This is a genomic window from Georgenia sp. (genome assembly GCF_054605595.1).
On the sequence record NZ_JBTSDU010000007.1, the window covers coordinates 26,051 to 47,616 of the forward strand.

22 protein-coding genes, 1 tRNA gene and 1 pseudogene are annotated in these 21,566 nt (G+C 71.3%); 12 read left to right on the forward strand and 12 right to left on the reverse strand.

The window, feature by feature from the left end; all coding sequences use genetic code 11:
* Window positions 1-107: 107 nt before the first annotated feature.
* The 6 genes from ACYC1Z_RS01865 to ACYC1Z_RS01890 all read left to right on the forward strand — a co-directional run bounded on the left by ACYC1Z_RS01865 (window position 108) and on the right by ACYC1Z_RS01890 (window position 4,606).
* Window positions 108-350, forward strand: coding sequence for a helix-turn-helix domain-containing protein (locus tag ACYC1Z_RS01865; protein ID WP_461407859.1), 243 nt, complete (start codon window positions 108-110; stop codon window positions 348-350).
* Window positions 351-1,283: 933 nt separating this feature from the next.
* Entirely contained in the window at window positions 1,284-1,511 is a 228-nt protein-coding gene (locus tag ACYC1Z_RS01870) for a helix-turn-helix domain-containing protein (RefSeq protein ID WP_461407860.1), read from the forward strand.
* A 19-nt stretch (window positions 1,512-1,530) separates the two neighbouring features.
* Entirely contained in the window at window positions 1,531-2,991 is a 1,461-nt protein-coding gene (locus tag ACYC1Z_RS01875; RefSeq protein ID WP_461407861.1) for a plasmid pRiA4b ORF-3 family protein, read from the forward strand.
* A 52-nt stretch (window positions 2,992-3,043) separates the two neighbouring features.
* Window positions 3,044-3,661, forward strand: a complete 618-nt coding sequence (locus ACYC1Z_RS01880; protein ID WP_461407862.1) for a hypothetical protein — start codon at window positions 3,044-3,046, stop codon at window positions 3,659-3,661.
* A 29-nt stretch (window positions 3,662-3,690) separates the two neighbouring features.
* Window positions 3,691-3,969 carry a hypothetical protein gene (locus tag ACYC1Z_RS01885; protein WP_461407863.1) on the forward strand — a complete coding sequence of 93 codons (279 nt, stop codon included), beginning with the start codon at window positions 3,691-3,693 and terminating at the stop codon, window positions 3,967-3,969.
* The gene (locus tag ACYC1Z_RS01890) at window positions 3,947-4,606 is read left to right on the forward strand and encodes a hypothetical protein (protein ID WP_461407864.1); all 660 of its coding nucleotides are present in this window, start codon (window positions 3,947-3,949) and stop codon (window positions 4,604-4,606) included. Before ACYC1Z_RS01885 ends, ACYC1Z_RS01890 begins: the two co-directional genes overlap by 23 nt.
* 197 nt (window positions 4,607-4,803) lie before the next feature.
* Here ACYC1Z_RS01890 and ACYC1Z_RS01895 read toward each other — a convergent pair whose 3' ends face one another.
* Together ACYC1Z_RS01895 and ACYC1Z_RS01900 are read right to left on the reverse strand one after the other, a co-directional pair.
* On the reverse strand, window positions 4,804-5,196 hold the full coding sequence (locus ACYC1Z_RS01895; RefSeq protein WP_461407865.1) for a hypothetical protein: 393 nt from the start codon (window positions 5,194-5,196) through the stop codon (window positions 4,804-4,806).
* Between the two features lie 1,340 nt (window positions 5,197-6,536).
* A complete protein-coding gene (locus ACYC1Z_RS01900) occupies window positions 6,537-7,445 on the reverse strand; it encodes a hypothetical protein (protein WP_461407866.1) in 909 nt (302 codons plus the stop codon).
* 232 nt (window positions 7,446-7,677) lie between these two features.
* Here ACYC1Z_RS01900 and ACYC1Z_RS01905 point away from each other — a divergent pair, with 232 nt between their 5' ends.
* Window positions 7,678-8,199 (forward strand): peptidylprolyl isomerase, encoded by a 522-nt coding sequence (locus ACYC1Z_RS01905; protein ID WP_461407867.1) that lies wholly within the window; start codon window positions 7,678-7,680, stop codon window positions 8,197-8,199.
* A 15-nt stretch (window positions 8,200-8,214) separates the two neighbouring features.
* Window positions 8,215-9,066, forward strand: a complete 852-nt coding sequence (locus ACYC1Z_RS01910) for a rhomboid family intramembrane serine protease (protein ID WP_461407868.1) — start codon at window positions 8,215-8,217, stop codon at window positions 9,064-9,066.
* Between the two features lie 402 nt (window positions 9,067-9,468).
* Here the strand turns inward: ACYC1Z_RS01910 and ACYC1Z_RS01915 are convergent, their stop codons facing one another.
* Window positions 9,469-9,726: a cell division protein CrgA gene (locus ACYC1Z_RS01915; RefSeq protein WP_461407869.1), complete on the reverse strand. Its 258-nt coding sequence runs from the start codon at window positions 9,724-9,726 to the stop codon at window positions 9,469-9,471.
* 139 nt (window positions 9,727-9,865) lie between these two features.
* On the opposite strand from ACYC1Z_RS01915, the gene ACYC1Z_RS01920 reads away from it, so the two are divergent.
* The gene (locus ACYC1Z_RS01920; RefSeq protein WP_461407870.1) at window positions 9,866-10,624 is read left to right on the forward strand and encodes a DUF881 domain-containing protein; all 759 of its coding nucleotides are present in this window, start codon (window positions 9,866-9,868) and stop codon (window positions 10,622-10,624) included.
* Between the two features lie 94 nt (window positions 10,625-10,718).
* Window positions 10,719-11,339, forward strand: coding sequence for an aminodeoxychorismate/anthranilate synthase component II (locus ACYC1Z_RS01925; protein WP_461407871.1), 621 nt, complete (start codon window positions 10,719-10,721; stop codon window positions 11,337-11,339).
* Window positions 11,340-11,408: 69 nt separating this feature from the next.
* Here ACYC1Z_RS01925 and pknB read toward each other — a convergent pair whose 3' ends face one another.
* Genes pknB through ACYC1Z_RS01960 form a run of 7 tightly spaced genes read right to left on the reverse strand, consistent with a single transcriptional unit; the run spans window position 11,409 to window position 19,779 of the window.
* Window positions 11,409-13,241: a Stk1 family PASTA domain-containing Ser/Thr kinase gene (gene pknB / locus ACYC1Z_RS01930; protein ID WP_461407872.1), complete on the reverse strand. Its 1,833-nt coding sequence runs from the start codon at window positions 13,239-13,241 to the stop codon at window positions 11,409-11,411.
* Complete coding sequence (locus ACYC1Z_RS01935; RefSeq protein WP_461407873.1) at window positions 13,241-14,323, reverse strand: serine/threonine-protein kinase; 1,083 nt, start codon at window positions 14,321-14,323, stop codon at window positions 13,241-13,243. Before ACYC1Z_RS01935 ends, pknB begins: the two co-directional genes overlap by 1 nt.
* A complete protein-coding gene (locus tag ACYC1Z_RS01940; RefSeq protein ID WP_461407874.1) occupies window positions 14,320-15,786 on the reverse strand; it encodes a peptidoglycan D,D-transpeptidase FtsI family protein in 1,467 nt (488 codons plus the stop codon). The genes ACYC1Z_RS01935 and ACYC1Z_RS01940 overlap by 4 nt, the downstream gene beginning before the upstream one ends.
* Window positions 15,783-17,234, reverse strand: a complete 1,452-nt coding sequence (locus ACYC1Z_RS01945; RefSeq protein ID WP_461407875.1) for an FtsW/RodA/SpoVE family cell cycle protein — start codon at window positions 17,232-17,234, stop codon at window positions 15,783-15,785. The genes ACYC1Z_RS01940 and ACYC1Z_RS01945 overlap by 4 nt, the downstream gene beginning before the upstream one ends.
* Window positions 17,234-18,553, reverse strand: coding sequence for a PP2C family protein-serine/threonine phosphatase (locus ACYC1Z_RS01950; protein WP_461407876.1), 1,320 nt, complete (start codon window positions 18,551-18,553; stop codon window positions 17,234-17,236). Before ACYC1Z_RS01950 ends, ACYC1Z_RS01945 begins: the two co-directional genes overlap by 1 nt.
* Window positions 18,554-18,566: 13 nt before the next feature.
* Window positions 18,567-19,046, reverse strand: a complete 480-nt coding sequence (locus tag ACYC1Z_RS01955; protein ID WP_461407877.1) for an FHA domain-containing protein FhaB/FipA — start codon at window positions 19,044-19,046, stop codon at window positions 18,567-18,569.
* A gap of 10 nt (window positions 19,047-19,056) precedes the next feature.
* Window positions 19,057-19,779 carry an FhaA domain-containing protein gene (locus tag ACYC1Z_RS01960; RefSeq protein ID WP_461407878.1) on the reverse strand — a complete coding sequence of 241 codons (723 nt, stop codon included), beginning with the start codon at window positions 19,777-19,779 and terminating at the stop codon, window positions 19,057-19,059.
* 292 nt (window positions 19,780-20,071) lie between these two features.
* On the opposite strand from ACYC1Z_RS01960, the gene ACYC1Z_RS01965 reads away from it, so the two are divergent.
* Window positions 20,072-20,155: transfer RNA gene (locus tag ACYC1Z_RS01965), tRNA-Leu, on the forward strand.
* Between the two features lie 289 nt (window positions 20,156-20,444).
* On the forward strand, window positions 20,445-20,729 hold the full coding sequence (locus ACYC1Z_RS01970; RefSeq protein WP_461407879.1) for a ribbon-helix-helix domain-containing protein: 285 nt from the start codon (window positions 20,445-20,447) through the stop codon (window positions 20,727-20,729).
* Between the two features lie 49 nt (window positions 20,730-20,778).
* On the opposite strand, the gene ACYC1Z_RS01975 is transcribed toward ACYC1Z_RS01970, so the two are convergent.
* Entirely contained in the window at window positions 20,779-20,994 is a 216-nt protein-coding gene (locus ACYC1Z_RS01975; protein WP_461407890.1) for a hypothetical protein, read from the reverse strand.
* A 381-nt stretch (window positions 20,995-21,375) separates the two neighbouring features.
* Window positions 21,376-21,489 (reverse strand): annotated as a pseudogene (locus ACYC1Z_RS01980) (hypothetical protein); the annotation flags it as partial.
* Between the last annotated feature and the right edge of the window lie 77 nt (window positions 21,490-21,566).

The following is a 21,566-nucleotide window of genomic DNA, read 5'->3' on the forward strand; positions in this document are numbered from 1 at the left end:
GCGCGATGCAATTCGCGTCAGGATCCGCGTTTGTGACGCGGATTGGATTCACGCTGCTGCCCGCCCCGGCCGGGCGGTGCCCGGTGGTGCTCGCACACTTGAGAGGTATGGACGAGACTCCATCCCCTCTGGACCGCACGCCGATGTGGACCGTGGAGGAGTTGAGCGCCAAGCTTCACGCGAGTCCGGAGACGCTGCGCACGTGGCGCAAGCGCGGCGCCGGGCCGAGGGCCTACAAGACCGGTCGGCACGTGCTGTACGCCGAGGCCGACGTGGGGGTGTGGCTCCACTTCCACGAGCTGCCCGCGGCCCGCGGCCGCACGCCCGTCGACGACGGATCGGGGTGGTGACCGCGGCCAGGGCCAGGCTCAAGCCCGGCGAGCACGGGTCGGTCAGCTACTCGGTGCTCGATGACGGCCGCGTCCGCGCCCGGGCACGGCTGCGGCTGAAGGACGGCAGCGACGCGCAGGTGTCACGCGTCGTGCGCACGCGCGACGCCGCCCGCTCTGCCGTGCAGGGCGCGATCGCGGAGCGTCTCGGCGCTGTGCAGGGCTCGGCGGAGCTGCGCCCGACGTCGAAGGTCGGGCTGGCGTGCGGCAGTGGATCACCGAGATGCGTCGGCGGTCGCTGTGGCCGGACCCCCCGATCCGCTCGCAGTCGGTGGACGAGTACGAGCGGGTTCTCGGCAACCACGTGGTGCCCGGGCTGGGGGCGTTGCCGCGGCGGCGGCGGTGCCCAACGCGATGAGCAGGTGGGTCTAGACCACCCGGCCCACCGGGGCGCCGCCCAGTCCGCGATCACCGAGAACAGCGAGTAACAGCCGCCGTCACCACTGACGACCACCACGTCCCGATAACGACCAAAGCCCCCGGCCCCACCAAGGCCCGGGGCACCGTCATACCCACCCCGGTCGTCACCAACCACGACGCCACAACCGTCAACCAACACGACGCTCAACACCTTTGCGGCGTAGTAATCAGCCAGGGGAATCGACCCGCGCTCGGGCGAATCGGCAGCCGCGACCTGGCGGGTCAGGTACTCGTACACCGAACCGGTCGCGAACTTCTTCAACGACATCGTCACACCCCACAAGGCCGGAACGCGGCCGCGAGTGGCCACCTTTGATTCGCCCGTGAAAGAGGTGGGTTCAGGAGGAGGGTGAGGAAGGTGAAGGAGCGGAAGGATGCGGGAGGGTGGTGAAGGTGGGGTGGCCACTGGAGGACATCCGTCGGCCTTGAGGGATGAAGGTGACCAACCAGGCCGCCCCTGACCCAGGAGGACCCATGTCCCCGACTGCAACACGTAACGCACCGGCCGTCCGGCGGCTGGTCTCGCTCCCGGGGGCCGCCGAGATCCTGGCCCTCTCGGTCAAGACCGTCCGCCGCTACATCGCCGCCGGCGAGCTCGACGCCGTTCGCCTCGGGAGGCGCACCATACGCGTCAGGGTTGATTCGCTGGATCGCATCATCGACGAGGACCCGGTGGTTGCCTCGCGTACGCGAAGCGCGTGATGGTGATTGACTATTCGGCGTGGCCGAACCGACCGACGTCCAGCATCTGGTGAAGCAGCTGATGGCGGGAGCCAGCCCCGAGGAGAACAGAGCGCTGCTCGACGCGCTGATGAGTGGGCAGGTGTCCAGCATCTTCGAGAAGTTCAAGCGCGACCAGGCGCCGACCCTGCTCCCGATCCCGACCGAGGTTCGCGGGTTGCGGGTGCGCCTGGACCTGCACGGCGCGAAGCCGCCGGTGTGGAGGCGCCTCGACATCCCGGGCGATCTGACCCTGCCCCGGCTGCACGACGTGATCCAAGCCGCGATGGGCTGGTCCAACAGCCACTTGCACCGGTTCCGCATCGGACGTGACCACCGATCGCCGTACTTCGTCACGAACTTCGACCTCGACGAGGGAGACGATGGCCTGCTGGAGGACGACGTTCGCCTCGACCAACTCCTCAGCGCGGAGGGCGACGAGTTCTGGTACGAGTACGACTTCGGTGACGGCTGGGACCACAAGCTGACGGTCGAGGAAGTTCTCGAGGCGCCGCCGTCGACGGCGCACTGCACTGGCGGGCGGATGGCGTGCCCGCCCGAGGACTGTGGTGGCCTCGGCGGCTATGAGGAGCTGGCCACTTGGGTCCGCAGCGGGTACGACGACGCACTCCTCCCCGGCAACTTCGACGACGGCGCACACGCTCGCGACTGGCTGCCACTCGACTGGCACCCCGACCACTTCGACGTCGAGGAGACCAACGCCGCCCTCGCGATTGCGGTCGCCGAGCCTGTCGCGGTGACCGGGGAGTTAGCCGAGCTGGCTGAGCAGCTCGACCACCGGGCCATCCGCCTGCTGCGGGAGGTGCTGGGCCGTCCGCTCTCCCACGGGCCGACGGACGTCACCGAGGCCGAGGCCGCCCGGGTCGCCCGGACCTACCGAGTGTTCCTCGACGTCCTCGGCGACGGCGTCACGCTGACCGCCGCGGGCTACCTCCCGCCTGCCGTGGTTGAGCAGATCGCCGAGCGCACCGGCATCGCCGAATGGTGGATTGGCAAGGCCAACCGGGAGGACCTCACCTACCCCGTCGCCGACATCCGCACCACCGCGCGCGCCCTCGGGCTGGTCAGCGTCCGCAAGGGTCGCCTGAGCCCCACCGCCGCAGCCATCCGAAGTGGCCGTGACTCGCAGGCACTGTGGCGTCACATCGTCGGACGACTCCCCTTGGGCACCAAGGACGCCGAGCGCCAAGCGGGCTGGATGGCACTCGCCGTGGTCGGCAGCGGCGTACCGACCCAGGAGTGGCGCGGCGAGATCAGTGAGTTGCTCTTCGCGCTCGGGTGGCGAAGCGGGCACGACCGGTTCTCGCCTCCGCCCCCCAACAGCCCGACCCTCGATGTCCTCGAGCAACTCGCCGGTGCCTCGCGCATCCGCTGGCACGAGATCGCGGGCGTCGACCTCGCCGTCGCAACCACCGCCCGCGCGGCGATCCGACCGACCTGACCGCTGTCGGAGATCATCACTACCGGCGGAGTCACCCGGGTGAAGGAGAGCAGTGGAGATCGACGTGTCGGCCTGGACCGTCATCCGTGACGAGCCAGGCGGGCGCGACAAGAAAAAGCGGTGGATCGCGGAGGACGCCGACGCGCCGCGCGATCAACACTGGCTGTGGAAGTACCGCCAGACGACTGGCGACGGATCCGAAGCGGCATTGACGGACTGTGCCGAGGTGTTCACCTCGCGCCTCGCCGCCGCGATCCACCTACCCGCGGCGGAGTGCAGGTTCGCGATCCTCGATGGCGAACCCGGGCTGATCTCCCGCAACGTCACGCCCCAGGGCTTCAACCTGAACACCGGCACGACCTATCTGCCCGAGGTGGAGGGCTACCAACGTCGGCCATCCGCCGGGTCCGATTCCGATGGTGGTCGCATGGGACTCGACGAGGGCTACACGCTCGACTCCATGGAGCAGGTCCTCGAACACGTCGAGGCCCACCGGGGGTCAGTGATCTATCAGGGTTCGCTGTGTTCGCCGGCTACCTGGTCCTCGACGCCCTGGTCGGGAACGGCGACCGGCATCCGGGCAACTGGGCGATCCTGGAGCGTCAGAGCGACGGCGCACGCTTCCTCGCACCGACCTACGACCACGGCAGCGCGTTGGGCGCCGGACTGACAGACGACAACAGACGGGACAAGGATCCCGTGGCCTTCGCGCGGCAAGGGCGAGCGAATCCGTTCTCGCCACGAAAACGGCTGCTCGTGGACCTGGCGCTTGAGGCCGTTCGGCGCAGTGGTGCAGATCTCTGGGTGGCGCGGGTCGCCTCCTTGGACGGGGTCTCTATCCAGGAGACACTGGAAGCGCCTCAAGGGAGAATGTCGGAGGTGGGGTCTACCTTCATGGAGCAGGTGGTGCTCTTCATGGAGCAGGTGGTGCTCGAGAACCAGAGGAGGTTGTGCCATGGCGACGCTGCTGAAGACTGACGAGCTCCTTGTCAGTCGGCAGGACCCCGAAACCCGTCGCTACAGCCGCGTCGGCGTCTTGAGCCACGAGGGGCACGCCTTCCGCTTCGAGTACGACGACGACGTGCGGAGAGCTCTACCGGGACTTCCGCTCGGGCGAGTGCACGAGAGCGAGTCACTCTTCCCGATCTTTGCTGAGCGGGTCATGGACCCTCACCGGCCCGAGCGGGCCGAAACGCTGGAGCGGCTGGGCTTGGACGCCGAGGCCGAGCCGCTTGAAGTGCTCGCGGTGTCGGGCGGGGGTCGCACCGGCGACACCTACGAGTTGACTCCACTGCCCCAACCGGGACCTGTCAGCCTGCCGTTCCTTGTTCACGGCATCCGACACCTGACGTCTGGGGAGCGCGCCGCAATCGACGGCCTGAAGCCAGGCGATCGTCTGGAACTGCGTTGCGAGCCAGACAACGAGTTCAACGAGCGTGCCCTTCTGGTGAGGCAAACCGGTGACCGTCTGGGATATGTCCCGGACCCACTGCTCGACTATGTGCACCGGATCATGGAGCGCCCATTCGAGCTCGTAGTCGATCGGGTGAACCTACCCGAGGCGGGCATGCACATGCGTCTGCTCGTCCGCCTCACGGGCGAACTCGTGGCGTAGTCACCTTCGCCGCGCAGGGATCCGTAGTGAACGAGGCTGTGTCCGCGGCACGTGGTGCCGAAGGCCAGGTGCCTGATCGCATTCGCGGCTACTTGATACGGACTTGCCGCAGCGCATGCTATCTGCGACAAATCCGTGAAGGGATTCGGTGCCAGGGGTCGACGGTGTGCTGCGCTGCAGGCATCGGTCCGTGTGGTCTAGGCCTGCTGTGCCAGCCGGCCGCGGGTGCCGGGAGGGTCGACGACACCGTAGTGGCGGTCCTCTCTGCGGTCGCCGTAGCCGAACCAGCCCACCGCGGCGCCATCGGGTAGCGGGCCGCCGCCGGCCTCGCGCCGGCCACGGGCCTCCTGCGGCCCCAACTGCATCGAGCGACAGACACGCGCCTCACCGGGGAGGATGTCGAGGTCGGTCACCTCCTCGCCGGTGCGGCCACGCGCGCGCGAGGCGGCGGCGGTGCCTGCCGAGGGGCCCTGCCAGCGCGCCCAGAGCTCCCGCTCGGGCCAGGACAGCACCCGCCGGGCGGCTGCGACCCTGCGGCGGACGTTGCCCGGGCCGCCGCGACCTGCCGGCTGGGTGAGCGAATCGATCACGTGCAGGGCGACCGTGAACCCGATGCTCGGCCACGGTGTCGCTCACCAGCAGCCACAGCCGGCCACGTGGCGGAGCGGGAAGGCCCGCCTCACGTGCCTCGTCGACGGTTTCGGCGCACTGATCGTCCGCCATCTCCTCCGTCCACGGCACGACCACCCTCCCGGTGTCGTTGGAGATAAGGCTGAACCTCGACAGCCGGTCCGGCAGCCAGCAGCGGTGCCCGGCCGGCCACACCGCGGGCAGGAACAGCCAGTACGGCGCATCCGGAGCTGGGCGCCACCCGCGGACGGCGAGCCGCTGCACCTCCGGCAGCTCACTCGGGGCGGGGAACGCCCACCGCTCGCCCGGTTCGAGGCGCAGCGTTCCGCCCCCGGTCGTTAGATCAGCAAGAGCAGCCAGCCGCGGCGGCAGTGGAGGCGGCGCTTCCTTGCACCACCGGTGGCAGGTCGCTGCCCCACGGATCCTCGTCCATGGCCGTCACAGTGCCAGACCTGCCGCCGCGAAGGCAGCAAAATCCTTGATGAGGAGAGCGCCCGCACGACCATCCATGCTTTCCCTGTCGGCGGCAGTTGAGGACGTTCCTCGCACTGCCTGTGCGCCTTCGACTGACGTGGATCAGTCCTCGTCATCGACTTCGATGACCTCGTAGTCGATCTCATCGTCGGGGTCGGGGTAGTCACCTGGGTTGTGCATGTGCAGGACCGTCGCCCCTGGCTGTAGTCGCTGCACATCTGCTGGCCGTGCTGCTCTGCCTCGGCCTCCGTCTCGAAAACCTCGTCGCTCTGCTCGCGAGTGCCGTCCGACCCGATCGTCACGACCTTGCAAGCAAGCATTGAGGGAGGTCGTGCAGACTCCACTTCAGATGCTCGTGCACCCGAGTCGATTGCCGTCCGCACCACCCCACGTACGACGTCTCGCTCCGGGCGAGTCTGATCGATGTCAACTCGAGTTCACACCCTCGATATCGGCAAGCATGAGTGCCGCTTTGCCCAAGCCGCGTACGTCTCGCCGATCTTGTCGGCCAGCGGCTTGTCGCGGTCGAGGGTGGCGTGTTGATAGATGGCCTTCGCTGCCTGGGATGCATGGTCGGCGCGGGCTCGGAGCTCCGCGACGCGGCACCGCCCTGACCTGCGCGGGTCAGGGCGGCGTGGCGCAGGTGGTGGATCGTCAGCTCCGGGCGCCCGGCAGGCTGACCACTGACATTGCCGACAATGGGCACGGATGATGGTGCGAGCAACGTGGCGCTCGCTCGGTCTGGGTCCGGCCGGGCCCACCGGTCGATCCGACGACGAAGGCCCTTGCCCGCACCACGCGGACAGGGGCCTTCGCTCGGTGGGCGTCAGGCGCCCGCGGGCTTGTCCTCCGCGGCGTCGTCTGCCGCGTCGGCGACCTTGTCGGCTGCGGCCTCGACGGTCCCGATCGCCCGATCGGTCGTGTCCTTGGCGCCGTCGGCGGCCTTGTCGACCGTGCGTTTCGTCGCCTGGGCCGTCTTCTCGGCGGCGCTCTTCGCGGCTCCGGCGGCCTTGTCGACCGTGCGTTTCGTCGCCTGGGCCGTCTTCTCGGCGGCACCCTTGGCAGCGTCCGCAGCCTTGCCGGCCTTCTCGGTGACCTTGGCCCCTGCGGTGGCGGTGGCGTCGGCGACCTTCTCGGCAGTGGCCGGAGTGGGCGCGGCCGGCGAGGTCACCGTGGTGTCCTCCCAGTACTCCTCGGCCCACGGGTCGTCCACGGGCTGGGTGCGCCGCCACAAGAGGTAGCCGGCACCCGCCGCGGCGGTGCCGACGAGGATCCAGCCGCAGGTCTTCGCGATGCCACGGCTCCCCTTCGGCTGCCCGGTCAGCGCCGTGCGGGCGGCCTTGCCGGCCTTGTCCGCCTTGGCGCTCAAGCTCTCGTTGCCCGCGGCGGCGGCGGCAGCATCGTGCATCGCCTTCTGCACACGCGGCAGGTAGTCGTCGACGATCTTGTCGTGGGCAGTGTCCACCGCGGGCCGGACGCGCTCGGCGGCGGCCTCGACCTTGGGGGCGGCGGACTTCACCGTCTCGTGCCATGCCTTCTCGGCGCGCGGCGCGGCCCACGCCGCGGCGGCCTCGAGGCGGGGGGTGGCCCACTCCTTGCCCTGGTCCGCCAGGTGCGCCGCCTGCCGGCCGGCAGCGCCGGCCTGCTCGCCGAGCTTGACGCCCAGCTCGGCGGCCTGCTCACGCACCCGCTCGACGTCGATCTCGGTCACCTTTGCCCTGCCCTTGCGCGACATCTGCTCTCCCCGCTCTCATTCCGCGAACGTGCTGGTGCGCGCCTGGACGGCGCAACACCTTCCCACCCCATCTTGCACGCTTTCCCGGCGCTGTGCCTGGTCTCGAGGTCAACCACCCGCCCGGGGATCGCCCCGGTCAGGGGGCGATCAGGGGCGCATCGGCGGGTCCGTCTCGATCTCGACACGGACGGGAGGTGTGCCGAAGTCCCGGGTGGCGTGCGAGGATCGGGGCATGGAAGCGATCCTGCACACCACCGCCGGCGACATCACGGTCGAGCTCTACCCGAACCACGCGCCGAAGACGGTCAAGAACTTCACCGAGCTCGCCACCGGCAAGCGCGCCTGGACCGATCCCGCCACGAGCGCGGAGACCACCCGGCCTCTCTACGACGGCGTGATCTTCCACCGCGTCATCCCCAACTTCATGATCCAGGGCGGGGACCCGCTCGGCAACGGCACCGGTGGCCCCGGCTACGCCTTCGACGACGAGATCCACCCCGAGCTCGACTTCACCGCGCCCTATGTCCTCGCGATGGCCAACGCTGGTACCCGCATGGGCAAGGGCACCAACGGCTCCCAGTTCTTCATCACCACCGGGCCCACCAGCTGGCTCCAGGGCAAGCACACGATCTTCGGCAAGGTCGTCGACGCCGCCTCCCGCGCCGTCGTCGACACCATCAACACGACGGCCACCGGCCGGAACGACCGGCCCCTCGAGGACATCACGATCACCTCGGTGACCGTGACCGAGTAGCAGCACCCCGAGAGCATGAGCGAGCAGAGCCCGGGGCAGACCGGCACCGCAGAGGTGCCGGTCTGCCCCCGCCACCCCAGCGTGGTCTCCTACGTGCGCTGCCAGCGGTGCGGCCGCCCGACCTGCGCGCAGTGCCAGCGACCCGCCGCGGTCGGCATCCAATGCGTGGACTGCGTGCGGGAGGCCCAGGCGCGCGTCCCGGTCGCCCGCACGGTGTTCGGCGCCCGGGCCCACGGGGGACGCCCGGTCGTCACGCTCACCCTCGTCGGGATCAGCGTGGCCGTCTACCTCCTCCAGCGCGTCCTCGGCGGCGCGTTGATCGGGCCCCTCGTGTTCGTCCCCGCCCTGGCGTGGGCAGACCCGTACCGCTTCCTCACCTCGGCGTTCCTCCACGGCGGTGTCCTCCACCTCGCGCTGAACATGTACGCCCTGTGGATCATCGGCTCCGTGATCGAGCCGGCGCTCGGACGCTGGCGATTCGCCGCGATCTACTTCCTCTCCGCGATCGGCGGCTCGGTGGCGGTGCTGCTGCTGGCCGGACCGGCGGAGTTCTCCACCCCGGTGGTCGGCGCGTCGGGCGCCGTCTTCGGACTGTTCGCCGCCGTGTTCTTCGTCCTGCGCCACCTCGGCCGGGACGCCACCCAGATCCTCGTGCTGATCGCCATCAACTTCGGGCTCGGGTTCGTCGTCTCGGGCATCTCGTGGCAGTCCCACCTGGGCGGGGCGCTCACCGGAGCCCTGCTCGCCGCCGCGTACGTCTACGCCCCGAAGGAGCACCGGACCGTGGTCGGCGTCCTCGCCACCGTGGTGGTCGCGCTGCTTCTCGTGGTCCTCGCCTTCGCCCGGTACAGCGCGCTGGGACTCTGAGCCTCGCGGGTGACCCCACGCCCTCCCGGCCGCACCCTCCGCGCCCGCCCGTGCCCGGCGTGGATCACCGATGATGTCTCCCCGGCCGACGAATGACACCGGTGCAGTTCTTCACAGCGGTGTGCACATCTGTGGACAGACCGACACCGGTCATCCACAGGTTTGTTCACACATGGGGATAGTGACAGCCGTGTAAGTTTCCCCAGGCTCATGCACAGCGGTGGAAAGACGCCGATGGTCCGGTCCCCAGATCTGTCCCCAGCTGGGGACAACCAGCGCGGCGCGTTGTCCTCAGGATGGGGATGGCGCACGACCCCTGGGAATTTCCCGGGACGAGGCGTGCCGACGAAGGCCCCGAGCCTGAGCTCGGGGCCTTCGAGGTCGTTCGCGCGGCGGCGTGGGTCAGCGCCACCGCAACGTCATGAAGAAGCCGGCGATCATCACGACGAACCCGATGGCCAGGTTCCAGTTACCCAGGCCCGGCACCGGCAGGTCGCCCTTGAACAGGTACGTCAGCACCACGCTCAGCAGGCCGGCCACCATGAGGGTCACCATCACCGGCGCCCACCAGGTCGGGCTCGGCTTCGGGGCAGCGGGCTGCCGCGCTGCCGCTTCGGACCCGGAGCTGGTGACTTTCTTGCGCTTCTTCGACTCGGGCATCGTGACTCTCTTTCGGAGGCGGCCGCGGAGGGCGGCGTACTGTCGTGCCAGGACCGGGCCTGGCGGCGCGGGACGGACGCCCGCGAGGGTGCCGGCCCCTAGCGTATCGTCGGTGTCAGCGCACCGGTGGAGGAGGCCCATGAACGACGCCGTACCCCAGGAGCCCACCCGTCCCTCGGCAGGGCACCGCCGCTCGGGGGCGATCACGACCGGCATCGTCGCCCTGCTCGCCGGGCTGCTCTTCGCCACGAACGCGCAGGTGTTCGCCGGCGACGGTGACCGGCACCCGCAGAATCTGGAGGAGTTGGCCCGCGCGAAGACGGACCGGCTGGACGAGCTCGAGGCGGCGAATGCTGCCCTGCGGGAGGCGATCCAGCCCTACCTCGACGAGGAACCGGGCGACCCGCAGGGCGAGGCCGTGAACGTGCTCGCCGCGCAGGCCGCCGGTGCGGCGCCCGTCTCGGGACCGGTGCTCGAGGTGACCCTGTGGGACGCTCCGCAGGTGACGGACGGGCTGGGCGCCGAGCTGCCCCCGGACGCGCTCGTCGTGCACCAGCAGGACATCGAGGCCGTGATGAACGCGTTGTGGGCCGGTGGCGCGGAGGCGATGGCGGTCCAGGGCCAGCGGGTCATCTCCACCTCGGGCGTGCGGTGCGTGGGCAACGTGCTCTACATCCACGGCCGGACCTACTCCCCGCCCTACACGATCGCCGCCATCGGGAACCCGGACCGGTTGGAGCGCGCCCTGCTCGCCGCACCGGGTGTGCAGACCTACCTGGAGTACGTCGACGCCGTCGGGCTCGGCTGGTCCGTGCAGGACGTGCCCAGGGGCGAGCTGCCGGCGTACGCGGGCTCGCTGACCCTGCAGTACGCGCAGGTGCTCGATCCTGCCGTGTGAGGGATTCGGCGGGGCGGGCACCCAGCGGCCCGGTGACCGCGCCGCGTGAACGGACGCTCGACCGTCCGCCGGGTGGGCGGGGCACAATGGACCGATGACGGCACGCAGGATCCTCGTGGTCGACAACTACGACAGCTTCGTCTACACCATCGTCGGCTACCTTCAGCAGCTCGGTAGCGAGACGGTCGTGGCGCGCAACGATGCTGTCCCCGACCTGGACGGCTTCGACGGCGTGCTGGTGTCCCCTGGCCCGGGCACCCCGCAGGAGGCCGGGGCCGCACTCGAGGTGATCGAGGCCTGCGCGGAGCGCGAGCTGCCCATGCTGGGCGTGTGCCTCGGCCACCAGGCACTCGGCCAGGTGTTCGGCGCCGTCGTCACGCACGCCCCCGAGCTCATGCACGGCAAGACCTCCCTCGTCCGCCACGACGGCACCGGCGTCTTCGACGGCCTCCCCAGCCCGTTCACGGCCACCCGCTACCACTCGCTCGCCGTCGTTCGGGACACGGTGCCGGACGTGCTGGAGATCACCGGCGAGACGGCGAACGGGATCGTCATGGGCCTGCGGCACCGGACGCTGCCCCTGCACGGGGTCCAGTTCCACCCCGAGTCCGTGCTCACCGAGGGCGGGTACCGCCTGCTGGCCAACTGGCTCGCCGTCGCGGGTGACGACGACGCCGTCGCCACGTCCGAGGGCCTCGTCCCGCTCGTGCGGTAGCTGCGTGCGGCTCCAGCCGGGGTCGTCGACCTCCTCCCGAGGAGAGCGCGCCGGTGCCGTGGTGGCGGGCTATGGCGTGGGCGTTGGTGATGCGGTCGGCGTCGTCGTCGGGGCCGGGGTCGGCTCGGTCGGGGTGGGCGCCGGCGTCGTCGGCTCCGGCTCGGGCACCGCGGTGGCCACGAGCAGGGTGATCGTCGAACCACGCTCGACGATCCCTTCGGGGCGCGACTGCTCGAGCACCGTACCGGGGTCGAAGTCACCGGACTCCTGGGTCCTGATGACCGCGACGAGGTCCCGGTCCCGCAGGATCTGGGTGGCGGTCTCCTGAGTCTCCCCGACCAGGTCGGGCAGGTCGGCGTTCGGGCTCGCGATGACGATGCTCACCGGCGTGCCCGGGGCGACCGACGCGTTCGCCGCCGGATCCGTGCGGATGACGTCGCCGATGTCCACGGAGGCGTTCGCGTTCTCCTCGGTGACCCGCCCCACGGTGAGGTCGGCATCCTCGATGGCGGCGGCGGCTTCCTCCTGCGTCCGGCCGGTCACATCCGGGACGTTGACGTTCGGAATCTCCGGCGGGCCGGCGGAGAACGCGACCTGCACCGTGGTGCCCGGGTCGACCATCTTGCCGACGGCGGGGTCGGACTGGACGAAGAGACCGGCCGGGACCGTCTCGGACGGGACCGGGTCCACGATGCTCGCCGCGAGATCCACCGCCTTGAGCGCGGCGTTCACCTGCACCTGGTCCATGCCCGCCATCGCGGGCACGGCCACCTGCGTCGGCGGCGGGGGTTCGGACGGGTTCATCGCCAGGTAGACGATCCCGGCGGCGGCCGCGATGCCGACCAGTGCGAGCAGCCACACCCACCAGTGCGAGCGGCGCGGTTCGTCCTCGTCCTCGGCCGCCGGTGCGCCGAACGTCGCCGGGCCCGGTGAGCTCATGCGGGTCGCCGCGGCGGGCAGGGTCGACATCGCGGCGGTGGCCGGCTCGGCCACCATCGTCCCCGCCATGCCCCAGGCCGCCGCCGCGGGTGCCGCCACGTGCCCGCCGCGCACAGCGGCCAGCAGGTCCGCACGCATGTGGGCGGCATCGGCGTAGCGGTCCTCACGGTCCTTCGCCAGCGCCTCGAGCACGACGCGGTCGAGGACCTCGGGGATGTCCGGAGTCACGGCCGACGGCGTGCGTGGCACCTCACGCACGTGCTGGTAGGCGACGGCGACCGCGGAGTCGCCCGAGAACGGCGGCTGCCCAGTGAGGAGCTCGTACAGGAGGCAGCCGGTGGAGTACAGGTCGGACCGGGCGTCGACGACCTCGCCGCGTGCCTGCTCCGGTGAGAGGTACTGCGCGGTGCCGACGACGGCGTGCGTCTGCGTCATCGTCGCGGCCGAGTCCGTCATGGCCCGGGCGATGCCGAAGTCCATGACCTTCACCTGGCCGGTGGGGGTGAGCATGATGTTCCCGGGCTTGATGTCCCGGTGGACGATTCCCTCCCGGTGGGAGTACTCCAGTGCCGAGAGCACGCCGACGACGATGTCGACCGCCTCGTCGATCGGCACCGGGTCCCCGCCGGAGAGCAGCGCGCGGACGGTGTGGCCCTCGACGTACTCCATGACGATGAACGGGACGGTGCGCGGCTGGCCGTTCGAGCCGACCATCTGTTCCTCGCCCGTGTCGTACACGGCGACGATCGAGGGGTGGTTGAGCGCGGCCGCGGACTGGGCCTCGCGGCGGAACCGGGCCTGGAACGTGGGGTCCCGCGCGAGATCCGAGCGCAGCACCTTGATGGCCACGGTCCGGGAGAGCCGGTTGTCGTAGCCGATGTGCACCTCGGCCATGCCACCGCGGCCGATGAGCTCGCCGACCTCGTAGCGGCCGGCAAGAACGCGCGGGATCTCGTCCACCACTAGTCGTCCTTCACAGTTGTCGCGGAATGGGAAGCCGGTTCACGGCCCATGGAGGAGGTGTCGGCGCCCCTCAGAGTACCCAGGACCGCGACGGGGGCGGGACGCTCGCGCGAGCGCGGCGGATAGCTCGGCGGCACGGCGGCGGCGGCGGAGGTCCGGGCGAGCTCGGGCCCTGACGCGCCGGGCCCGGGCGCGAGCTGCACGATGGCGATGCCGGCCCCCGGCATGGGGATCTGCACCCCCAGGTCGGCGGCAGCGGCGGCCAGCTCGCGTGCGCACACCAGGGCGTTCGCGGGGCGGTGGGCCGGGTCCTTGGCGAGCATGCGCTCCACTACGTCGCGCACGGGGGCCGGGACCACGTCCGGCAGGGGCGGCAGGGGCGTGCGCACATGCGCGAACGCGATGTCCACCTGCGTCTGCCCCGTGTACGGCCGGTGCCCCACGAGGGACTCGTACGCGACGATCCCGAGCGCGTACAGGTCACCGGCGGCGGTGGCGGCCCGCCCCAGGGCCTGCTCCGGCGCCAGGTACTGGGCCGTGCCCATGACCATCCCTGCGGAGGTCATCGGTGCCTGGTCGGCCCCGAGCGAGATGCCGAAGTCGGTGAGCTTGAGCCGGCCGTCCGGGGTGATCATCATGTTGGCGGGCTTGACGTCCCGGTGCACGACGCCGGAGCAGTGCACCGCGTGCAGCCCCCGGCACGCCTGCACCAGCAGGCCGAGGAGCTCGGCCACCGGGAGGGTGCGCTCGCGCTCGAGGCGCTGCGCGAGCGTCGCGCCCGGGACGAGCTCCATGACCAGGTACCCCGAACGTGCCTGCTCGCCGTGGTCGAGCAGCGAGGCGAGGTTGGGGTGCCGCAGACCGGCGGAGTTGCGGGCCTCGGCCCGCAGCCGGCGCAGGAACTGCTCGTCGCCGACCAGCTCGGCCCGGAGGACCTTCGCGGCCACCCGGCGGCCCAGCCGCCGGTCGCGCGCCTGCCACACCTCACCCATGCCACCGATCGCGATGCGCTCGAGCAGCTGGTACCGCCCACCGAGCACCAGCCCCGCCCGGGGGCGCATCGCGTCCTGCGGCTGGGTCATGAGCCCAGCACCGCCCGCATGACCTCTCGAGCGATCGGGGCGGCCGTCGTGGCGCCCGACGCGCCGGCGCCCTCACGTCCGCCGTTCTCGACGACGACGGCGACGGCGACCTCGGGCCGGTCCGCGGTGGCACCGGCGAACCCGATGAACCAGGCGTGCGGGGCGATGCCGGCCCCGATCTCGGCCGTGCCCGTCTTTCCGGCCACGGTGACGCCGTCGATCTGCGCGCCCCGGCCGGTGCCCGTGGCGACGACCTCGCGCATCATCCGGGTGAGTTCGGCCGCCGTGGCCGGCGAGACGGACTCCCGTAGCTCGGTCGGCTTCGTCGTGGACACGACCTCCAGGTCGGCCGTGAGCTCGCGGGCCACGAGGTAGGGCTGCATCTGCACGCCGTCGTTGGCGATGGCGGCGGCGACCATCGCCATCTGCAGGGGGGTGACGCGGACGCTGGCCTGGCCGATGCCCGCCATGGCGAGCTCCGCGGCGCTCGCCGTCCGGGGGAAGCGCGCCGGGGTGGCGGCGAGCGGCACCGCGAGCTCGGCCCCGAACCCGAAGGCCTCCGCCTGTGCGCGCAGCGCCTCGTCCCCGAGGTCCATGGCGATCTGCGCGAAGGGCGTGTTGCAGGACTGCCGCACCGCTTCGATGAGTGGGACCTGCCCGGAGCCGTCGCCGCACACCAGGCCGCCGGGGTTGTTGACCACCTGGGTCGACTGGGGCAGCTGCAGCTCCGTGGGTGCCGAGATCATGGTGTCCGCGGTGGTACCGCCCGCCTCGAGCAGCGCCGCCGCGGTGATCACCTTGAACGTCGAGCCCGGCGCGTACTGATCGCCGGCGATCGCCCGGTTCACCAGTGGCCGGCCCGGGTCCGCCTCCAGGGCGTCGAGCGCCGCCTGCGCGTCCGGCCGGGAGTGGGTGGCGAGGGCGTTGGGGTCGAACGTCGGGGTGGAGACCATCGCGAGGATCTCACCCGTGTCCGGGACCAGGGCGACGACGGCGCCGCGCTGGTCCCCGAGCCCGTCGCGCGCCGCGCGCTGGGCGGCCGGGTCCAGCGTCAGCTCGACGGCGCCGCCCTGGGGTTGGTTGCCGGTGAAGAGTGTCTGGATGCGCTGGAGCAGCAGCGAGCTGGACGTGCCGTTGAGGACGTCGTTGGTGGCCAGCTCGAGCCCGGTGATGGAGTTGAACGCGGTGGAGAAGTAGCCGGTGGTGTGCCCGTAGAGGGGGCCGTCGGCGTAGCCGCGCTGGTAGGCGTAGACGTCGTCGACCGGGGTGGAGGAGGCGATCGCCTCCCCGGCGACGACGATGGGCCCGCGGTCGCGGCCGTACTCGCGGTAGATGGTGCGGACGTTGCGGCCGTCCGCGTTGAGCGAGCCTGCCTGGAAGAACTGGACGGACGTCGCGCTGATCATGAGGGCGATGAACATGAGGGTGGCGATGGTCGCCAGGTGCCGGATCTGGGTGTTCACGACAGCCTCACCACCTCGGTGACGGAGTCGTCGCTCTGGGGCGGCGGGGGCGCGTCGTCGCCGGTGCCGTCGCCGGGAAGGTCCGGGACGTCGTCGGGCACGATCCCGGGTGCGGGCGGCGCGGGGCGGCGGGCGGCGTCGGAGATGCGCAGCAGCAGGGCGAGGATGATCCAGTTCGACACCAGCGAGGACCCACCGAGCGCCAGGAACGGCAGCGTCAGGCCGGTCAGGGGGATGAGCCGCGTGACGCCGCCGACCACCACGAAGCACTGGAACGCGATGACGAACGCGAGCCCCGAGGCGAGCAGCTTGCCGAATCCGTCGCGCACGCCGATCGCGGCACGCATGCCGCGCTGGGCGAGGACGAGGTACAGGGCGAGGATGGCCAGCAGCCCCGTCAGGCCGAGCTCCTCGCCGAGCGAGGCGACGATGAAGTCGGAGTTGGCATAGGGGACGAGCTGGGGGTTGCCCTGGCCCCAGCCGGTGCCGGTGAGCCCCCCGGACGCCATCCCGAACAGGCCCTGGACCACCTGGAAGGAGCCGCCGGGGCTCCGGTTGTACACCGCCGGGTCGAGCGCGTTCAGCCACACGTCGAACCGGGCGCCCACGTGGGGGAACAGCGCCGCGGCGGCGGCGGCGCCGCCGGCGAAGAGCACCAGCCCCAGGACGATCCAGCTCAGCCGCTCGGTCGCGACGTAGAGCATCGCGACGAAGAGGCCGAAGAAGAGCAGCGATGTCCCCAGGTCGCGCTGGAGGACCAGGACCGCGAGCGAGACCGCCCACGCGAGCAGGATCGGGCCGAGGTCGCGGGCCCGGGGGAGCTGTAGGCCCAGCACCTTCGGCCCGGCCAGGGCGAGGTTGTCCCGGCTGGAGACGAGGTAGCCGGCGAAGAAGACCGCCAGCAGGATCTTCGCGAGCTCGGCCGGCTGGAAGGACAGCGAGCCGACGCCGATCCAGATCTGGGCGCCGTTGATGGTCTTGCCCAGGCCCGGGACGAGCGGCAGCAGCATGAGCGCGAGCCCGGCGATCATGGCGGTGTAAGTGTAGCGCCGCAGGTAGCGGTGGTCCCGGAGCAGCCAGAGCACGAGCACGGCGCCCGTCACCCCGAGCAGGGTCCACAGCAGCTGCCGGTCGGCGTTGGGCGAGCCCGCCACGCCCTCGGCGAGGTCGATCCGGTAGATCATCGTCAGGCCGATGCCGTTGAGCGCGACCACCACGGGCAGCATCACCGGGTCCGCGTACGGCGCGCGCCACCGGATGAGCAGGTGGGCGACGAGCGCCAGCACGGCGAGGGTGCCGCCGCGCACGAGCAGGTTCTCGGGCAGCTTGCCCGAGGTGGCCAGCGCGACCTGGGCGTAGGAGAACACAGCCAGGCCGAGGGCGAGGACGAGGAGCCCGAGCTCGGAACCCCGCCCGGTGCGGGCCCGCTCCTGGGTGACGATCGCCATCAGGCCGCTCCCGCCGTCGGGGTGGCGGACGGCGCCGGGGCGGGTGCGGTGGGGGTCGCGCCGGCGGACGGTGCGGGGTCGGGTGCCGGGTCCGTGGTGGGAGCCGGCGCCGGCCCGGGCTCGGCCAGGCCGGTCTCGCGCAGGTTCTCGACGACGGCCTCCGCGCCCGCGAGCGACCCCCGCGTGATCGGGGACTCCAGCCGGGCCTGGGCCACCGAGGTGAGTCGGTCCAGGCGCAGGTCGGTGCGTTCGTGCAGCCGGGCGAGGCGCAGCGAGCCGATCTCCTGGGGGATGCCACGGTAGATCGCGACGTTGTCCCCGTAGGGCGAGACGAAGTACTGCGTCTGCGTCCAGGAGTAGCCCGCCCACCCGGCGGCGCCGAGCGCGGCGAGCACCAGGATGAGGGCGACCACGCCACCGACCCAGCGGCGGGCGCGAGAGGGGCCGGGCCCGTCGTCGACGGCGTCGGCCGGGGAGACCGCCTGGACCATGGCGGCGGCGCGGGCCGCGGGGCCCTTACCACCCCGGGAGGCGCGGAGGCGGTCCGTGGCCGCAGCACCGACCACCTGCGGCGTCTGGTCCGGCACGGGGGCGTCGCCGGGGAGCATGTCGGCGATGACGCAGGTGACGTTGTCAGGGCCGCCGGCCCGCAGCGCGAGGGAGATCAGCTCCTCGGCGCAGGCGCCCGGGTCCTCGATCTGGCGCAGCGTGTCCGCGATGGTCTCGTCCGAGACGACACCGAAGAGCCCGTCGGAGCCGAGGAGCCACCGGTCCCCGGGCACCGCCGTGCGCAGGGACTCGTCCAGCTGGACCTCGCCCTCGTTGTCGCCCAGGGCGCGCAGGATGACGTTGCGCTGCGGGTGCCGCTCGGCCTGCTCGGGGGTGAGCCGGCCGGTGGAGACCAGGAACTGGACGAACGTGTGGTCGGTGGTCACCTGCGTGAGCACGCCCGCACGCAGCAGGTACGCGCGGGAGTCGCCGATGTGGACCATGGCGAGCTTGTTGCGCGAGCGCAGGATGGCGATGCAGGTGGTGCCCAGGCCGGCGAGCTTCGGGTCGGCCTCCGAGCGTTCGACGAGCTCGAGGTGGGCCGCGCCGATGGCGTCGCGGAGCAGGTCGAGGAGGTCGTCGGCGCCGTGGGCGTCGTCGAGGACGGCGAGGTGCGCCACGGCGACCGAGGAGGCGATGTCACCGCCGGCGGGCCCGCCCATGCCGTCCGCGAGGACGAGCAGGTGGGGCCCCGCGTAGCCGGAGTCCTGGTTGGCGGCGCGCACGAGGCCGACGTCGGAGCGGGCGGCGAAGCGCGTCTGGATCGTCATGGCGTGGGCCCGCTCACCGGCGCAGCTCGATGAGGGTCTGACCGATCCGGACGGGGGTGCCGGCGGCGACGGGGACGGGGTCGGTGATGCGCTCGCCGGCGACGACGGTGCCGTTGGTGGAGCCGAGGTCCTCGATCCACCAGCCGTCCTCCTGGGGGAAGAAGCGGGCGTGCCGGTTGGAGGAGTAGTCGTCGTCGAGCACGAGCGTGCAGCTGGGCGAGCGACCGACCAGGATCGAGGAGGGGCCGAGCGGGATCGTGGTGCCGGCGAGCGGGCCCTGGGTCACGACGAGCCGGGTGGGCTGTGCCCGGGCGGCGCCACGAGGCGCGGCCTGCCCGGTGGCGCGGGTGCGCCGGGCGCGCCGCCCGGGCCCACGGGGGGTGACCCGGGTGCCGAAGATGTCCTTGCGCAGCACCGCGAGGGCGGCGATCACCAACAGCCACAGGAGCAGGAGGTACCCCCCGCGCAGCAGGGTCAGGACGAGCTCGCTCATGCCGCCCGGATCACCGGCCGTCGTCGGGGCGGCGGCCGTCGGGGTCCGCGCCGGTCCAGAACATGATCCGGGTACGGCCGGCCGTGATCGTGTTGCCGTCCACGAGGGTGGCGGCGTCGATCCGGTGGCCCTCGACGAACGTGCCGTTGGTGGAACCGAGGTCGGTGGCGATGACGCCGCCGGGGGTCACCCGGATCTCCAGGTGCCGGCGGGAGACGCCGCTGTCGTCGACGACGATGTCGGCCTCGCTGCCGCGGCCGATCACGGTGACCGGGCCGGTCAGGACGTAGCGCCGCCCGTCGATGTCGACGATCGGGTGCCGGGCCGAGGCGACGGCGGAGGTGGCGGGGGCGACGGCTCCGCGCCGGGTCGCGGAGCGGACGTGGAAGCGGCCGGTCGTCAGCGCGTCGTCCTGCTCGAAGGTGACGTCGACGGGGCCGACGAAGGAGTAGCTCTGGGAGGAGGCGTGCTCGGTCGCGGCGCCGGTCATCTCGTCCGCAAGGGCGTCGATGCCCCACTCCTCGACGTGGCCGAGGTCGGAGGCCGAGAGCTCGACGACGAACTCGTTCGGCACGACCGTGCGCTCGCGGGAGACGGCGGCGGCACGGTCGTCCATCTCGCGGCGCAGCGCCGAGGCGATCTCGACGGGCTTGACCTCACTGCGGAACGCCCTGGCGAAGGCGGAGCTGACGATGTGTTCGACGCCCTTCTCGAAGCGGTCGAGGACTCCCACGGTCCGCCTCCTTCGCATCGAGCCTCCGGCCGGCTCACGGCCGCTGCCGGGCGGGTCCCGGCACACCGGTGTCGGGTGCTGGGAGCATCCCGATGCTCCCGGCGCACGGTACCGGCCCCCAGATCCTAACGAGCGGACGGGGGAATCGGCGCATCCGACGTGCTGGCGCGTCCGCCCACGCCGATGCGGGCGGGGGCGGCGCAGGCGTGTGTGGGATCACGCGCGTGCCGGTCCGGAACGACGTCAGGGGCTGGGCCGTACATGCTAGTCTTGCCAGCGCTGTTCACAGCACGCGCGAGTGGCGGAATAGGCAGACGCGCACGGTTCAGGTCCGTGTGCCCGAAAGGGCGTGGGGGTTCAACTCCCCCCTCGCGCACGTGCACGAAATGGCCCCTGACCTGGGACAAGATTTTCCGGGTCGGGGGTCGTTCCGTCTGGGACGCACCCCGATCTCCAGTGAGCGTGTTGCGTGTGGGTGACGAAGGCCCTTGATCGGGAGCGTGTCTTCCGCGCTGTCTTCTTGGATGGGTGGCGGACATCTTCCTTCGAATCGGTCGAGGTAGTCGGCGGCGTTGAACACACACCCGGCGGTAGACCGTTCCGGTGCTTGTCGGGGGCCGATGGTGTGGAGTAGGACTGAGTCGTGTCGAAGGCGAGGCTCGATCATGCGCACGACGAAGCAGCTCAGCATCACTCTCCCGAACAACATGGCCGAGGCGCTCAAGGAGCGCGTCGCCTCCGGCGCGTACGCGAGCGAGAGCGAGGTCGTGCGCGAGGGCCTACGAGCGCTGTTCGCCCGTGACGAAGCTGTCGAGACCTGGCTGCGCACCGAGGTCGTCGCCGCCTACGACGAGTTGCGTGCCGATCCGTCACGGACGATGAGCGCCGACGAGATGCGCGCCCACCTCGCGGAGCGGCACAAGAGCCGACTCGCGGAAAGCGGCTCGTGACGCACAGCGTCGTCCACTCGCCCCGCGCGCAGCAGCAGCTCGCCGACCTCTACGTCTGGATCGCGGAGCAGTCCGGGTCTCCTGACCGGGCCCGGTACGGGGGTGGTGGCTCGTGCCGGTACGACCCTTCCAGGGTGGCGCGTGGGCGCTCGGAGATGGCGTGGTCAATCGGCGGCGAGGCCACCTCGGCCCACGCCCGGGCGGCCTGGGACTCGGGGTTCTGCTCACGGGTGCTCACCCGCGCGTAGCCGACGACGTTGCTCATCGCCCGACCCCCTGCCCCGGTGGTCCCGTAGCCTCGGCCGGGACGGTGCTCGCTGCGCGCCCGTGGCCCGCTCGATGGGCCATCGGGGCGTGGCTGGGTGGCGCAGGTCGCGGGCGTCGGGAACGACAGGCACGCACGCTCGGCTGTACGCCGTGCGGCGTCGCGCTCTGCCGGCAGGGTGGCCTTGGTGACGATCTGGTCGAACATCTCTCGCAGTGGCCCGAAGTCGCGTTGCCCGGATGCAGCTCGGCACGCCTGGTCGTTCGTCGACCCGTGCACGCCGCGCCGGTCGAGCTGCCAGCCCGCGTCACGAGCCACACGGTTCCAGAACACGTGCTGCGTCCTGCCGTTGCCCTCACGGAAGGGATGGACGTAGTTGACCTGGTCATCATGGTGCGCCAGGCGGTCGATGAAGCGAACGCGATCGAGCCCACGGAGGTTGCTGTCGGCGCGCAGCTCGTCGAGGTCTCCGGTCGCCTTCGACGGCTGGTCCATGAGTTGCAAGAGTCGGGCGAACGAAAGGTCGCCCTCGGCGTCATTGAGAGCGACCTTTCGTACGTGCGCTGACCTTG